Origin of the sequence: Lysobacter sp. Root690 (assembly GCF_001427785.1) — a bacterium.
Classification (GTDB): Bacteria; Pseudomonadota; Gammaproteobacteria; order Xanthomonadales; family Xanthomonadaceae; genus Lysobacter.
The window spans coordinates 673640-688268 of record NZ_LMHM01000012.1; the positions used below are offsets into that span (position 1 = coordinate 673640).

Annotated in this window: 21 protein-coding genes; 9 read left to right on the forward strand and 12 right to left on the reverse strand. The window is 60.5% G+C overall.

Features of this window, described 5'->3' with window-relative positions; translation table 11 throughout:
* Positions 1 to 108: 108 nt before the first annotated feature.
* The 12 genes from ASD86_RS26665 to ASD86_RS10845 form a co-directional block, all read right to left on the reverse strand.
* Positions 109 to 936 carry a hypothetical protein gene (locus ASD86_RS26665; protein WP_157476482.1) on the reverse strand — a complete coding sequence of 276 codons (828 nt, stop codon included), beginning with the start codon at positions 934 to 936 and terminating at the stop codon, positions 109 to 111.
* Between the two features lie 348 nt (positions 937 to 1284).
* Complete coding sequence (locus tag ASD86_RS10795; RefSeq protein ID WP_200957231.1) at positions 1285 to 1695, reverse strand: DUF6362 family protein; 411 nt, start codon at positions 1693 to 1695, stop codon at positions 1285 to 1287.
* Between the two features lie 7 nt (positions 1696 to 1702).
* Entirely contained in the window at positions 1703 to 1912 is a 210-nt protein-coding gene (locus ASD86_RS10800) for a hypothetical protein (protein ID WP_056110225.1), read from the reverse strand.
* Positions 1909 to 2511 (reverse strand): hypothetical protein, encoded by a 603-nt coding sequence (locus ASD86_RS10805; RefSeq protein ID WP_235567717.1) that lies wholly within the window; start codon positions 2509 to 2511, stop codon positions 1909 to 1911. The genes ASD86_RS10800 and ASD86_RS10805 overlap by 4 nt, the downstream gene beginning before the upstream one ends.
* Positions 2504 to 4801 (reverse strand): phage/plasmid primase, P4 family, encoded by a 2298-nt coding sequence (locus ASD86_RS10810; RefSeq protein ID WP_235567719.1) that lies wholly within the window; start codon positions 4799 to 4801, stop codon positions 2504 to 2506. The genes ASD86_RS10805 and ASD86_RS10810 overlap by 8 nt, the downstream gene beginning before the upstream one ends.
* Entirely contained in the window at positions 4798 to 5532 is a 735-nt protein-coding gene (locus tag ASD86_RS10815; protein WP_056110231.1) for a hypothetical protein, read from the reverse strand. The genes ASD86_RS10810 and ASD86_RS10815 overlap by 4 nt, the downstream gene beginning before the upstream one ends.
* 48 nt (positions 5533 to 5580) lie before the next feature.
* Positions 5581 to 6009, reverse strand: a complete 429-nt coding sequence (locus ASD86_RS27235) for a DUF6511 domain-containing protein (RefSeq protein ID WP_162253652.1) — start codon at positions 6007 to 6009, stop codon at positions 5581 to 5583.
* Positions 6006 to 6203: a hypothetical protein gene (locus tag ASD86_RS10825; RefSeq protein WP_056110235.1), complete on the reverse strand. Its 198-nt coding sequence runs from the start codon at positions 6201 to 6203 to the stop codon at positions 6006 to 6008. Before ASD86_RS10825 ends, ASD86_RS27235 begins: the two co-directional genes overlap by 4 nt.
* Positions 6204 to 6213: 10 nt before the next feature.
* Complete coding sequence (locus ASD86_RS10830; RefSeq protein ID WP_056110238.1) at positions 6214 to 6834, reverse strand: hypothetical protein; 621 nt, start codon at positions 6832 to 6834, stop codon at positions 6214 to 6216.
* Between the two features lie 14 nt (positions 6835 to 6848).
* Positions 6849 to 7679 carry an ATP-binding protein gene (locus ASD86_RS10835; protein ID WP_056110239.1) on the reverse strand — a complete coding sequence of 277 codons (831 nt, stop codon included), beginning with the start codon at positions 7677 to 7679 and terminating at the stop codon, positions 6849 to 6851.
* Entirely contained in the window at positions 7676 to 8146 is a 471-nt protein-coding gene (locus tag ASD86_RS10840) for a hypothetical protein (protein WP_056110241.1), read from the reverse strand. The genes ASD86_RS10835 and ASD86_RS10840 overlap by 4 nt, the downstream gene beginning before the upstream one ends.
* Positions 8143 to 8355 (reverse strand): helix-turn-helix domain-containing protein, encoded by a 213-nt coding sequence (locus tag ASD86_RS10845; RefSeq protein WP_056110243.1) that lies wholly within the window; start codon positions 8353 to 8355, stop codon positions 8143 to 8145. Before ASD86_RS10845 ends, ASD86_RS10840 begins: the two co-directional genes overlap by 4 nt.
* Before the next feature lie 310 nt (positions 8356 to 8665).
* Between ASD86_RS10845 and ASD86_RS26670 the strand changes: the two genes are divergently transcribed.
* The 9 genes from ASD86_RS26670 (at position 8666) to ASD86_RS10885 (ending at position 14498) form a co-directional block, all read left to right on the forward strand.
* The gene (locus ASD86_RS26670) at positions 8666 to 8845 is read left to right on the forward strand and encodes a hypothetical protein (RefSeq protein ID WP_157476484.1); all 180 of its coding nucleotides are present in this window, start codon (positions 8666 to 8668) and stop codon (positions 8843 to 8845) included.
* A 149-nt stretch (positions 8846 to 8994) separates the two neighbouring features.
* Positions 8995 to 9963: a hypothetical protein gene (locus ASD86_RS10850; RefSeq protein ID WP_157476486.1), complete on the forward strand. Its 969-nt coding sequence runs from the start codon at positions 8995 to 8997 to the stop codon at positions 9961 to 9963.
* Between the two features lie 191 nt (positions 9964 to 10154).
* Positions 10155 to 10634 (forward strand): DUF2924 domain-containing protein, encoded by a 480-nt coding sequence (locus ASD86_RS10855; protein WP_056110708.1) that lies wholly within the window; start codon positions 10155 to 10157, stop codon positions 10632 to 10634.
* Complete coding sequence (locus ASD86_RS10860) at positions 10631 to 11092, forward strand: recombinase family protein (protein ID WP_056110247.1); 462 nt, start codon at positions 10631 to 10633, stop codon at positions 11090 to 11092. Before ASD86_RS10855 ends, ASD86_RS10860 begins: the two co-directional genes overlap by 4 nt.
* Positions 11093 to 11101: 9 nt before the next feature.
* Complete coding sequence (locus ASD86_RS10865; RefSeq protein ID WP_056110249.1) at positions 11102 to 11470, forward strand: hypothetical protein; 369 nt, start codon at positions 11102 to 11104, stop codon at positions 11468 to 11470.
* On the forward strand, positions 11467 to 12804 hold the full coding sequence (locus tag ASD86_RS10870) for a recombinase family protein (protein WP_056110251.1): 1338 nt from the start codon (positions 11467 to 11469) through the stop codon (positions 12802 to 12804). The genes ASD86_RS10865 and ASD86_RS10870 overlap by 4 nt, the downstream gene beginning before the upstream one ends.
* Positions 12801 to 13247: a hypothetical protein gene (locus tag ASD86_RS10875; RefSeq protein WP_056110253.1), complete on the forward strand. Its 447-nt coding sequence runs from the start codon at positions 12801 to 12803 to the stop codon at positions 13245 to 13247. The genes ASD86_RS10870 and ASD86_RS10875 overlap by 4 nt, the downstream gene beginning before the upstream one ends.
* Positions 13244 to 13798 carry a helix-turn-helix domain-containing protein gene (locus tag ASD86_RS25930; protein WP_082578256.1) on the forward strand — a complete coding sequence of 185 codons (555 nt, stop codon included), beginning with the start codon at positions 13244 to 13246 and terminating at the stop codon, positions 13796 to 13798. The genes ASD86_RS10875 and ASD86_RS25930 overlap by 4 nt, the downstream gene beginning before the upstream one ends.
* Positions 13799 to 13862: 64 nt before the next feature.
* Positions 13863 to 14498 carry a hypothetical protein gene (locus ASD86_RS10885; protein ID WP_056110257.1) on the forward strand — a complete coding sequence of 212 codons (636 nt, stop codon included), beginning with the start codon at positions 13863 to 13865 and terminating at the stop codon, positions 14496 to 14498.
* The last annotated feature ends 131 nt before the right edge of the window (positions 14499 to 14629 follow it).

Genomic DNA, 14629 nt, shown 5'->3' on the forward strand with positions numbered 1-14629 from the left:
TCGCTGCCACACTGCGAGACGCACGTGGGCCTCGCGTGGCGGTGGTGTGCTGTGCTCGGAATGCACGCTAGGCGTACGAACGACCTGAAGGTAGGACCAGCCGAAAATTCAGGGGATGTTGCTACGTGCTGGAACATCCCTAGGCGAAACGCTTGCTGCTTTGGCGGCAACCAGGGTGCGTACACCCTCATGAATAGCTTGAGCCTGCTGATAACAGTGCCGAGCCAACTTATTGACACCGGCTAGAGTCGCGATGCGGACGAGCGACTCTATGCGATCCGGCGCGTACACTTCACAACGAAGATTCGCCACATCACACGACTCAACATCAAACGATCCGTCGTGCCTTGCTTTAGCGATGTAAAGTGGTGCCTCTACAACAAGGACGGGCATCGAGAACACAAAGTTACCGACGTGTTCCCTCCTGTGGGCAAATGAGTACGCGGCCTTCATGACCGACATCAACGCCGCATATGCGGTCTCACGATCGTTTTTTGGCTGATGCGTCTGCTTGAGAATGCTCCCGTAAGGCGTTACATGATCGACGGCTGAAATGCTATCGATTTTGAAATCAAGACCACCCTCGATCGTGCCTACTCCATCCCCGCAGATGCCAAGATCTAACTTTTTCCGCCTGTAAACACCAACATCGTCTGTGTTAATCACAACCCACGAAGTTGGTGAAGCTTTGCACTCAATTACGAAGAGTGCCGTAATGCCCGACAAGATGTGTTCGCTCGTTTCATCCAATGCCCAGGCCACCACATCCGTTTCACGCACGACACCAGACTCTGGATCTACATACCTTTGAGAATGGAGAGCATGTAGACCTGCATCTCGAAATGCACGGTGCGCTTTAATCTCGAGTGGAAGCCCGGATTTGCTCAGCCAGTTCGCGATTTCATTTTCTGTAGTTGGCTCTTTATCCGATTTCATTGCCGTGGACACTCATGGCAGCTTGTTCGGGAGTTTCAGCCTAAACCGCGCATCTCTCGACCGCAACCATTGCGTCGCTTCGAAGCATCACAGCTTTCCGGTCAGATATTAAGAGTGCGCAAATCCGTCCAGGCTCGATGGTCAAAGTTGTCGAAGCACAAAAGGGCGGGCCAGCCCGGAGAAGAGGAGGCTGCGGAGGCACTCCGGGCTGGCCCTAGCGATCGCGCTGCTTCATGGCACAGCGCGCTCAGCATGGGGACTAGGCTAGGTCAAAACCGGGGAAGTTGGGACATGCCCAACTTCCGGTTAAGCCGGTTTAAGCCGGTTTAAACCGGCGTAAGCCGAAACTCATTGGCAAGAGTCTTCGATTGGGCTCGATTCTGCTTCTGCCAGGCGAGGCAGCGGCCCGTTGAGGTGGACAGTGACCAGCACCAGCGCATGCTGCCAGTGACGCCATGCCGTCTTGCGGATCAGTCCGGTGCGCGCAGACACCTCCCGCCATGGGACGTGCTGTGCCCGCAGCCAGATCAGGCGACGTTGTTGTCCGTCCAGCCAACGTAGCCATCGCACGGTCTCGCCGAAGCGGTCAATCGCTCCGGGCGATGCGGCGAAGCGCAGGACGATACGCTCGTCAGCGTAGCCCTCCCACGACTGCCGCTGGATGTCGGGCCAGTAGGCTGCGTAGCCCTGCATCTTTGCCGCCGGCAGCCGACGCGCTGTTACTGCGGCTTCTTGGAATCGATCGGCGACTATTTGCATCGTCCACTCAGCCACTGACCTTCTCCCGCTTGCCGTACAGGCGTTCGGCGATCTGCGACAACAGCTGCCGCTCGACCCAGTCTAGGCGCGTGTCATCGGCCGACACCACGAGCAGGCCTTGTTCGCGCCAGCCCTGACGCTTGAGCCGATCCAGATCGAGGGTCTGCGGCACGAACTGGCCGAGCGGCGAGCGATAGCGAAACCCGGAGGCGATCACGGCTTGGCCTCCTGCGCGATCGCCCAATGCAGCACGGCGAGCGCGTCGGCTTCGTTGTCGTCGGCCGGCGCGTGGCCCCAACGCTTGGCCGCTTCGATCATGGCGTCCTTGTTGGCATTGCCCTTGCCGGTGGCGAACTTCTTGATCGTGCCGACCGGAACGCCTTGATACGGCACTGCATGCCGCTCGCACCACGCGGTGAGCTGGGCCATGAAGCCGCCGTAGGCATGCGCGGCGTCCACGCCCTTGTGCCGGCGCACTTCTTCGAAGTACACGGTCGAGATCGGACCGGTGAAGCGCATGAGGTCGTCGAGCCAGCGAACGAAACGCAGATAGCGCATACCACCGCCTTCGAATCGCCCCAGCTTGAATGACTCGGTGCCGCTCATGGCCTGGCCGGAGAAACTCAGCGCCCAGCCCATGGTCGAGCCGAGATCCAATGCGAGGACGATCGCTGCGTCATCTCCGGTCGGCTGGGTGGCAGAGGGGGCAAGGCTGCCTGTTTGTCCACATACGTGCGCGCGCACACATACATAAGAGGGAACCGGCAGCTTTGCCCCGTCCGCCACCCGACCCCCCACGTTGTTGATTTCACTCATGGCTGGCGCCTCCGAACTGCGCGAACGATTTTGGCTTCAGACTCAGGCCGAGGAAGTACCGCGCACCCTTCGTCCCCTTGTGTTTGTTGAACTGACGAGCGGTCAGCAGGTCGGAGAAGCGCTTGACTGAGCCGGCGAACTCGCCGTTGCAGTCGGCCCAGTCCCGCCAGTCGCTGAACAGTTCTGCCACCAGCGCCTTCGAGTGGGAATGGACATAGCAACGCTCTTCGATCCAGTGACCAAGCGCGTCCTCACCTTCGAAATACTCGTCGGTCGCATCGATCACGCATTTCGGTGCGCGCAGCCCTTCACGCTGCCAGTGCAGGCAACCCTCGATGGCCCAGGCGATAATTCCGTCCCGCTCGGCGAGCAGCTTCTCAGTGAGCCGCGCATCGCGCCGCTCCGTCGGAACGGTGACGGTGAACGGCACAAGATGCAGTCGCCGCTTCATTGCCTCATCCGCATTCCGGATTGCGGGCTTGTGATTGCCGGCAATGACGAGCTTGAACTGCGGCCGGTATTCGAAGAAGTCCTGGCGCATGAACCGCGCGCTGATCGCGTCGCCACCGGTGATCGCCTTGAGCTTCGATTCGTTCCATCGCCGGCCTTGTTCGGTTTCGCTCGCGGCAACAAAACGCGCACCGCGCAATCCGGCCAACTCGGTGGGGTGCCGGTCATGCCGGGCCTCCATGAACGTGTCCATCGGCGCATTCATCGCGTAGTCGCCTAGGATGGTGGCCAGCACGTTGACGAATACCGATTTACCGTTGGCGCCGGTGCCGTAGAGGAAGAACAGCGCGTGCTCGCGGGTCACGCCGGTCAAGCAATACCCGACGACACGCTGCAAGTAATCGATCAGGGCGCGGTCGCCACCCGTCACATCACTCAAGAAGTGGCACCACGTGGGGCAATTTCCGGCCGGGCTGGCGGTCGTCAGCTTTGTCATGTGTTCGCCGCGGGCGTGCCGGCGCACCGCGCCCGAGCGCAGATCCACGATGCCGCGCGGCGTGTTCAAGGACCATAGATCGCTGTCCCAGGTCTCGGCAGCCGACGCATGACGCGGGTCGCTTCGGGTTAAGCGCTCAACGCCACTGACCGTCGAGGCCGACGCCAGTTTGGAACGCTGCGACGGCCGGTCAGCGAATTCCTGCGCCGCTCGGCAGACGCCGCGTACCAGATGCTGCTGCACCAGCGTTCGGTCCGGGTTCCAGCGGGTGCCGGTCCAACTCAGCCACTGCCCCCACGCGGCACAGTAGCGCCAGTCATCGCCGTAGCGGCGGGTGAATGCCAAGCCCAGGCCATCGTCGCTGCTCCAGTCCAGGCCGGCGAAGTCTATCGGCGGCGGCGCGTCATCGGTGCCGGGCTGCAGGAACGTGCGCTCGCCGGCACGCAGGAAGCCTTCCACATCGAAGCCCTCGGTCACCGCGTCGTAAGCATCCCAACCTTCCGGCTTGTCCTCGGGCAGGTGCATCAGCGCGCAAGATTCTGCGCCGGCCTGGAAAGCCGCCTGCGCCGCTTGCATGGCGTATTCCCATCCGGGTTTATCCTTATCGGGCCAGATCAGGATGTGCTTGCCGCACAGTGGCGACCAATCGGTTTTGTCGATCGGTGCGTTGGCGCCGTTCATGGCCGTCGTAGCGCATACGCCGAACGCGACCAGCGCATCGGCGCTCTTCTCGCCTTCGACCAAAACGGCTTCGTTCGACGCAGCCAGCCCCGGTTGGTTGTAGAGCGGTCGCGGCGTGGGCGCTTGATGCTTGCGCCGCTTCGCATCCCATGGGCGGTATTGCTTGCCTTCGGGCGGATCGTACCGGTACACGCAGCCGATCAACTCGCCTTCCGGCGTCAGGTAATCCCAGCGCGCGGTATGCGGCCCCAGGTCGTCCATCGCCGGCTCGGATCGCTTGGACTTCGACAGCGCCGGCGATTGCGGTGCTAGGCCGAGCAGCGTATCCGCCTGGTCGAGCACCTTCGCGAAATCCCGCCGCGCATCCAGCCCATGATGGGCCGCGATCAGATCGAACACGTCGCCGCCTTCACCGCTGGCGTGATCCTTCCACAGCCCGGCCCTGTTGCCGCGCAGCTCGACTTCCAGGCTGTCGCCGACCGTACCTGCGACATCGCCGATGGCGAATTTGCCTCGTCGCGCTTTGCCCTTCGGGAACAGGGCCATCAACACCGACTGCAATCGTTGCAGCAATGCGGTGCGCGTCTCTTCCCGATGACGGCCTGCGGGCGGTCCGCTTACGCTCGGGGCTGGTGCATCGTTAAAGTCGTTCCAGGTCTTCAATGGGGCAGACTCCAGCAACGGTCTTGCCATGGGCAGAACCGACAGGTTTGATGAGTAGGGGTGGTGCTGATGCGGGGAAGCGCCTCGCCTGCATCGCAGGCCCGCAAGATCTCGACCGCGTGGTCCGACGCGCGCTGCGCCAGGCCACGATCGAAGGGGATGCGCTCGGCGTAGATCGCCATGTCGTCGGCGCAGACCGCGGTGAACAGCGCGGGGTGTTCGTGCAGCCCGAGATAGGCTTGGTACATCGCCACCTGAGTGGCGTAGACGGGGCGACTGGCGAAGAGCCGCTTTCGTTGCAGCTCGCGGAACGTCTTCAATCCGACTGCCTTGTTCTCCCAGAGCATCGGATAGCGAAAGCTATCGGGGCCGGCGACGATCACGCCATCGGCGTGTCCACGCACTCGGCCGCCGGCCGCAACGAAGCCGTGTTGGTCGCCTTGGTCGTTGTGCGCACGCAAGTCGAAGCCGCCTTGACGCAGCCAGTCGGCCATCCAGTCCTCGACCCGGTGGCCGCGCGCGAAGACGCGCAGTACTCGGCCCGGGAAGTGACGGCCAGGGTCCTTGGGCGTGTTGAAGAATTGGAATTGCAGTCGGCGCGAGCAGTCTTCGCCCAGGCTGGATGCGCCCAAGTAAGCGCGCGGCGGTAGCGAGTCCGCCTCACGCTCCAGTGCGCCATCAATCAGCGCACTGACGTGTTCCGACAGATCATGGGAATTGAAATCAAGCATATTTCCGACGCGGAATGTTGCAAATGCCAAAAAAACTGCATGCCAAAATCAAAAGGGAATCGAGTCGTTTTCGAATCCATCCAGGGGCGGCGAGACCTTGTAGCCGGCCCGGCTCGACTGATCGCGAATCGCGGACTCGTAGGCTTGCGTAATGGCGTCGACCACTTGGGTGGCCTGCGCTTGGTTGTACTGCGCCAGCGGAACATCGAACCCGATGCGATCGGCGACGGACGCTAGCGCCATCAGACAAGCGCGTTGTGCGTAGTGGGTCAGTGGGTGTGTCACAGGCAATAGCTCCTCTGCCGACGCCGGATCGCTCCGGCATCGGGTGTCGTAGAGTTGATGGAATGCGTTCTGGCAGGTGGCCGAACAAAACGCCCAGCGATAAGGTGTGCGCCGCGTATCACCGATCCGGCGGCGCAGGTCCAGATGGCCGAAGCCGCGGGCGGGCTTTCCGCAGGCCCAGCAGCACGTCATCGGCCATGGCGAGACTTATCGAAGCCGCGGTCGCGATAAGCGACCAACGCCTCGGCGTGATCGAGATGGCGCTGCGCCAAGCGCCGGCACGCTTCGATCTGGTCCTCGATTTCGGCGCTGGTGAGTTTTCGCAACGGCGTGTAGATGCCGTTGCGGTTCGGATATAGGTCTTGCAGGTTGGGGTTCGTGGGCATGGCGCGCGCCTCACTGCGCCCACGTCGGCCGACCGGCCACCGGGCCGGCGTTGGCCGCCGTTTGCGCCACCTGCGCGACGTGTGCCGGGACAGGGGCCGATACCGGCAAGGACGCGGTCGACGGCGCGGAGCCGGCGCCCATCACCTCTTTGTACTGCGGGTGGTCGGGCATGATCGGCATCTTGATCACCGCCTTGTCCTGGCCGTAGCCGTCCTTCTCCCAGTCGACTTGGGCGGCGAAGATCAGGCCGTCCAGATCACCGAAGCTGCTAATGCAGCGCCCGGCCTGAGCGGTCGCGCCCATGTCGTCCGGGTGCAGGCCGAGTGCGGAGTTGAGGGCACCCTTGATGAAGCTGCGTCCCATCTGGCCCCAGGTCGGTCCCTTCGCGCTGTACAGGCCGATCAACGACCAGAGCTTGCGGCGAGCGTACTTACCTTCCATCACGACGAACTCGCCGTTGAGATAGACGGCGCCGGTATCGCCCCGTGTGGCCCAGCCATGCAGCCAACCTTGATTGGCGTCGTTGTAGCCGCCGGGCTTGATGGTCATGCGGACCTTGACCAGCGTGCCTTTGGGAATGAGCGAGAACGCCGGGTTCTCGGCGTCGTTGAAATTGTTCCAGGTGGACATGGGATTCCTGCGGACTATTCGGGTGAAGTTTTGTCGGGGGCGGCGGCTTCGGGGGCGCCGAGCTTGCGCATGAGCCGGCCCAGGTCCGGTGGCTCGACCATATCGAGACGACCGGAGCGGTCCTTGGCGGGGAAGCCCCACGGATTGCCGGTGTGGCAAATGAAGGCGCGATACGGAGCGCCGTCGCTCGGCGCGATCTCCGCCAGCGTGATCACCTCATCCACGATGCCGGGCAACTCCAGCCCAGTCTTGGAGCCGTCGATCTGCAACTCGTAGACCTTGCGGTTGAAGTCGTCGGTGCGCTCATCGAGGATGCCGACGAACCAGACATGCTTGTCGCGGCTGTGCTGGATGTGTGTGAGCCACGCAACCATCTCCTGACCCATCAAGCCGTAGGCGCCGCGGGTATCAGGCTTGTTGGTGCGGTCGGAGAACGCCTGCGGTTGCCCCTTGCACCACTGCAAGCAAAGCCGACCGGCGACGGTGATCGAATCGATGAAGTGGGTCCGGTACTTGGCCAACTCGGCCGGATCGCCGAATCGCTGACGCGCCTCATTGAAGTGCCACGGGCTAAAAGGCTGACCATCGCGCAACGCGGGGTTCGGACCGCCGAGGAGAACAGCGATGTCGCGACATTCCTCCCAGGTCCGGGGACGCAAGCTGTCACCCGGCCAATCCTTCACCGCCAAATCGCCCGCCTCGATGTCGATGAACAAAGTGCTGCCCGGATCGAGCGTCCACAGCTGATAGGTCTTGCCCAGGCCCCAGCGACCGACGAGTACGCCTTTGACGCCGCGGGTTTCGGCCAACCGCTGATCGGCGGTGATGATTGGAAACCCGCTCACGCGGTCTCTCCCGGCAGCGACAGTCGGAAGGTGGCTTTGCCGACTTTGAGGGTTCGAGCAGCATCAAAGGTCGCGCGCATAGATACGGGCCAAGCGTTGTACTTGCTCTCACTGATCCTGTAAGTGACCTCGACAAACTCCGAAGGGTCTTCGCCTGCTGCCTGGATGCGGGAGACGATGCGCGAGAGTACGGTCTGATCCCATTCGACCTTCTTCGGCAGTTCGACACTGATCCGGATCGGGCCATCGTTGAAGGTGACCGAGCCAGCATCTTTTCCTGCGGCTAAGCGCTGCGCCCGAGCGATCTGGCTGTACTTCAGCGCCAGTGCCTGGTCGACCAAGTCGGCATGCGCCTTGGCGGTGGCCAATGCCTCGGTCGCCTCTCGCTTCAGGTCAAGCAGCATCTCCGGCGCATATGCGGCGAGTTCAGTGGCCGAGCGGTCCACGCTGCGTTGCAGGAGGCTCATGCTCGCGCTCCCGCCGACGCCGCGGTGTCCTCGGGTGATCGCACCGAGACCTCCTCGAAGGCTTCGACATCGCTCAGGCGATAGCGGATGGCGCGGGTTACTTTGATGTAGCGCGGGCCGATGCCTTCGGATCGCCACCGTTCGATCGTGTCGACGGTAACGCCCCAGCGTGCGGCCAGCTGCTCGGTAGACAGGTGGGTGGTACTCACTGCGAGAACTCCTCTTGATGCATCGGCGCGAATGCACCGGCACAAAGAGCGTCTACCCAAGTCGGCTACGAACGGAAGAAGAAACCAGCTACGAACCAACTACGAATAGCTAGCAATCGATAGCAACGTAGACAGAAAACATCGAAAAATTGGCTGTTTTTCTAACCGAGAATGAATCAGCGTTCAGACAGTCCCGTGTGATTTGCATTTGGGCGCGCTTGTGATATTGCGTGGCCGCCGATCTGCGCGATAGTCTTTGTTCAGGCAACACAACAACAACTAAAAGCGGTCTCAGCAAGGAGACCTGACAATGAACAATGGATTGGTACTTCGCCACACGCTGACGGCAACCTTGTCAGCCCCGTATACAAACTACTTCCTACCAGGGACAGCGTCCGGCATTCCGGATCGCGATTGCGGCCACGTTTTCGAACGCGTGATCTGCAATCAACAAGGTATGCATCTGCAATCGGCCTCGCCGATTCGCTGAGGCACTTGTAACGCTTGTATTCGCTTTGAGGTCGGCAACGGCCTGACGGGCACGTACGCCCCCGCGAAACGCATACGAATTAACTTCAGATCGGAAACGATTTGACGGGCAACTACGTCCGCGATTTCCTTTGGTAAGGAAGCTTTTCCGTGCTCAGAAATTACCTTCACCGGTTCGAAACCGAACCGGTCGGCGCTCTGCTGCCTTCAAGCAGCGGTAGCCAACAAAGTGCATTGATCGATCTGGGTGCGATGCATCCGGCCAAACGTGCTGTGCGCTGGACCTGCAAGGCGTGTCGCTTTGTCGACACACGCCAGGTCTACAGCTACAGCGATCACGCGCTGCGATGCAACGCATGCGGCGGGGACGTTGATGTGTGGCCGGCATTCCAAGCCGCACAGGTTCGTCACGAGTGGCTGCCGAAGGTGCTGAGCGAGGCCATGGCAGGCGAAGGCGCCAGGGCGGTCGAACTGTTGCCGTATCGCCTGTGGCGATTGGCGATGTTGCCGACCGCGAGTGGCAGCGTCCCGATCTACTTGCTCCGGTGCGGTTGGCACGTGGACTACGAACCCGTGGTGCGGGCGTTAGTGGAAGAGGAGGCTGCAAGCCAGATGGTCCTGACCACGTCTAAGGTACTCACGCGCGACATCGGCGATTCCAGTCGCATGGTGGTGCCGTTGATTCAGGTTGCCAAGTTAGAGCCACAGGGGCTGTTGCTCGATCTCGATCGGCTAGGCGGCTTGGTGGTGCCTGCGATATCTGTGCGGATGCGCCCGCGCGACGACAACCTGTGGTTCGACGTCAGCGCAGATGGATCGCGTTTGCGAATGAATGGACAGGACCTCTTTCTGTATCGCAAGCAGCGCGACTTCATCCTCGCGTTGGCTGAGGCGCACGCGTCTGGCCATCGGCGGCCGAAACTGGAGTGGGTCCTTAGGCGCGCTAAATACAGAGGACAAGTCACGAGTCCGCGTCAGATTTGCGCCCGCGACGACTTTGCTCGCTTCATCGAATGGAACAACGGTGAGGTCGCGGTCCGAGACGAAGTGCTTCCGAAAAGCACCGTTGATCCGAGTCAAGTTCATTCATCCCGCAGAAGGAGCGCGAGTAGTGACTGAGCAACCGTTAAAAACCGCTGCCCGATCGATTGCTGATCGCAATCAGGCCGTAGCGCAGATCATCGCGCACGCACTTGTTCGATTGCGAAGCAGCGCGGTCCGGACATCGTCGCTATCCGGCGAAGTTGGACTTGATAAACCGGGCCACCCGAGTGTCCATGTCAACACCTTGGAGAGCCCTGGAGGCTAGCGTGTCATCGCAATCGTTGGAAGAAACAGAATCTACCGCAGCGCAGATTGCTGCCTTGCCGGATTTGCCTTGGAGTCAACTCAAAGCAAGATGGGTCACTTTGTTTGGCGAGCCGCCGGGCATCAACAACAGGCGCTACGTAGTACGACGCCTTGCGCACCGCATTCAAGAAGATGCGTATCGGGTTTCCCACCCGATGCTAATCGATGACAACGCCAGGCGCATAAAGCAACTGATCGATACGGGGCGGGTCAGTCGTCGGCCGGTGCATACGGCTCCGCTGGTGGGCAGTGTGCTCACCCGCGTCCATAACGGCCAAGTGCATCGAGTGACGGTGCTCGCTGGCGATGTCTTCGAATACCAGGGCAGACAATTCAGCAGCTTATCGAAGGTGGCGCGGGAGATCACCGGAACGCGCTGGTCCGGGCCGGCGTTCTTTGGCTTGCGAACTAATCACGACAAGAAGGAGCGGGGAACATGAGCCATCAAAGGAACAGCGGCAGCATCGTGATCTATGCGCGCTCGGACCAGCCCGACGCTAAAGCCATATCCCAGCAATACGAGGCGGCGCAGCGCGCGGCCGAGGCCCAGTTCGGCGAACTCGCCACGGTGACGTACTGCGATGAGGGAATGGCTGGGTCGACGGTGCGACGTCCCGCCCTTCAGGCCCTTCTCCAGCACGTGGACGCCGGCCTTGTTCGGGCCATTGTGGTGACGTCCAACGATCGGCTGACTCGATCGTACATGGACGATCTACGCCTTCGGGTTCGATTCCAAGACGCCGGAATCCCGCTAATTGTGGCCGCCAATATCGTGCCTACGACACCAGATATCAGCTCCGACAACACCGTCAGCTCAGACATAGTCACCGCCCATGCGGTTCCCCCTTCTCCTTGGTTCGTGCGCGCCCTGTCAGCGCTGCGAAGCAAAGTACCTTGAGGATCTACCATGTCCGCTATTCGTGAGCCGCTCCGAGTCGCTGTCTACTGCCATACGTTCTCGGAAGATCGGGACGAAGTTGGGTTCCAACGCAAGGTCATCATGCGAACGCTTGAACGTTGCACCGATCCGTTCCCAATAATCACCCTGTACACGGACGACGGCTTCTGCCCCGACACGCAGGTACGGCCCGACTTCCAACGAATGCTGCTCGATGCGGCTAATGGATATCTGGACTGCATTGCATTCTGCGGTTGGGACCATCTATCCGGTGTCGAGAAGTCCCGGCAGATGCTCAGCCGGTTCCTCAAGAAGCATGAAGTCCTTCCGCTGGAGTGTCGGGTGTTAGAGGCCGTACTGGTCAGGTTGGCCGCATGAACGCCGCCAGCCCAAGCCGGCTGCGCTGCGCTGTCTATACGCGCAAGTCCAACGAGGAGGGGCTAGAACGCGAATACAACTCCATCGAAGCGCAGCGAGACGGCGGCGCGAATTACATCGCGAGCCGGCGCAGCGAGGGCTGGGCGCAGGTCGCCGACGATTACGACGAGCTGGCGGTCTCGGCCCGTGATATGAATCGCCCGGTGTTGCAGCGCTTGATGGAGGACATCCGACAGGGCCGGATCGATGTGGTGGTGGTCTACAAACTGGATCGGTTGACACGCTCAATGCGCGACTTCCCGGTGCTGATCGACTTTCTGGACCAGCACAAGGTCACGCTGGTATCTATCACGGAAAACTTCAGCACCAAGGATGCGGTCGGTCGGATGACCCTGAACATGATGATGACGTTCGCCCAGTTTGAGCGGGAGCTGGCCGTCGATCGTGTGCGGGACAAGATGCTGGCCAGCAAGAAGAAGGGGCTGTGGATGCACGGCATCCCACCGTTGGGCTACAACGTCAAGGACCGGCGATTGGTGATCAATCATTACGAGGCGGCGCAGGTCCGAATGATCTTTCGGCGGCTGATCGAAACGGAATCAATCTTGACGGTCGTCAACGATATGCGGGGCATGGGTTACCAGAGCAAGGCGTGGACGACACGCGACGGCCGGGTTCGAGCGCCCCAGCCGCACGATAGGAGCACGATCCAGAAGATTCTGCACAATCGCACCTACCTGGGCGAGTTGAAGCATCTAGATCAGTATTTCAAGGAATGTCACCCGCCCATCATCGAGGTGGCCTTGTGGGAACAGGTGCATGCCGTGCTGGCAAAGAACTCGCATGCACGCGGCAACGCCAGCCGCGCGCGGGTGCATTTTCTTCTCAAAGGTCTTGTCTTCGGCCCCGACCGTCGCGCCCTCACGCCGTGGCATACGACCAAGCGCAACGGCCGTATGTATCGCTATTACCTCAGTACCGCGCAGATCCACGAGGGTAAGGCGGCCACCACGATGCCGCGCCTTCCGGCGCAGGAGTTTGAATCCCTTGTCATGTCGTACTTGCGCACGCTGCTGACGTCCGAGGACATGCTTCGGCTCATTACGCAGCAGGCCGCTGCTATCGACCGCGGGCTGGACGAAGCGAAGGTGACCGTGGCAATGCGGCAATTCGATCAGGTTTGGGATGCCCTATTTCCCGCTGAGCAACAGCGGCTCGTCAAGCTGTTGGTGGAGCAAGTGCTGGTGCGTCCCGAGGCGATCGAGATTAGGTTTCATCCCAATGGCATCGCCTCGCTTGCGAGCGACTTTGAGCGCAAGGCGGTGGCAGCATGAAGCCGATGCTGAAGATTGCCGGGTCGCCGAACATCATCGTCACCAGCGACGGAGCGCTTACGGTCATCCTGCCGGTGAGCATTACCCGGCGAGCTGGGCGAAAGCGGATCGGGCTTCCGAAAGACATCTCAATAGCAGCGTCGGCGTCTGATCTGACTTCGCTACAGCGCGCGCTGGCCCGTGGCTTTCGATGGCGAGGCATGTTGGAAAACGGCGAAGTTGCCTCCGCGAAAGAGATCGCCGAACGCGAATCGACCGACAACAGCTATGTAGGTCGGATGATCAACCTGACTTTGCTCGCCCCTGAGATCATCGCGGGGATTTTGGATGACACCGTTCCTGATGTGCAAATTGACCGGCTCGGCATGAGCCCGCCCATCCTGTGGGAAGAACAGCTGGATCGCCTTGGCCTGGAACGAGGGGCTACGATTAGGCGCCAATGACGCGATCGTTTATCCTGAAAAAAGAACCCGAGGAGTATCAAATGCCGAACATCGCTACAGTTTTAAAAGAAGAGATCACCCGTCTGGCACGGAAGGAAATGCGGCAACATGTCGATCCACTTCGCGCACAGGTGTTAGCACAGCGCAAAGCGATCGCTGCGCTTAAAAGCGAAGTGGATAGATTGCAACGGGATGTTGTGAAGTTGGCTAAGGGCGCGCCGAAGAGTGCGCCGGTCAAGGCAGGTTCGACCGACTCTGGCAAGCAGTCACGGTACTCCGGTGCGCTTCTGCGAAAATTGCGAGAGCGACTTGGATTGTCTCGCGATGCATTCGCACCGTTGCTCGGCGCCAGCTCGCAAGCACTGTATAACTGGGAACAGACCGAGACCCGTCCTCGCCAAGAGTTCCTCGACAAGATTGCGTTGATTCGCGGCTTGAGCAAGGCGCAGGTCCACGAACTGCTGGAGCAACACAGTGCGTCTAAACCCCGCCAAAAGGCGGTTAAAACGGTTGTAAAAAAGAAAGCTGCCCAGAGCAAGCCGGTGCCCTGATCCGGTCGACTACCTCATAGAGCGGCGTAGGCAGACTCCAGCCCAATAACGTACCGGTGCAGGCATGATCGAACACGAAGTATTCCGCCGCTCTGATCTTCTCGTTCAGAACATCGTGGAGATAATCGACCGTCCAATGTGTGACGGTTCCGCGCGTATTGCGGTCTCGGCCAATCTTTGCCAGATGTCGATCGAGCATTGTTGCGCTCTGAGAGCTTTGTCAGAGAGCAGAATGTTCGCAAGTGGCTTTGTCATTCTGCGCTCTCAATTCGAAGCCGTCGTCCGCGCAATCTGGGTGCTGTACTGCGCTACCGACGAGCAGGTACAACGGCTGGCCTCTCCGCTGAATGACGCGAGCGAGCAGTCCGCGAAGAACCTGCCTTCAGTCCACGACATGCTAGAGGCATTAGGAAAAGTGCCTGCAGCGAAGGTCCCATTCGATGCCTTGAGCGAGTTCAAGAGCTACTCATGGAAGGCGCTGAACTCTTTTACGCACGCCGGTATCCATCCACTTCAACGCATGATTGATGGCTACCCTCTGGTGCTGATTGTGCAGAACGTCAGAGTGAGTAATGGCTTGGCTATGATCGCCGCAATGCAGGTATGCGTACTAACTGGAATTCCAAACCTTCAGCGAGAACTACTGCCATTGAATGGGCGATTTCATGATTGCCTGCCGGACCATCGGTCTAGCCCTTGAACTAGGGCTGACTAGATCTCAGGGGCCGATGCCGCGTATGCGCGCTCCAGTCAATTTGGCGATGCTGGCGGCAACATTCGTGGCCGCGATGTATGGCGAAACGCTCAACGGGGCATTGGCGGCTCAACGCG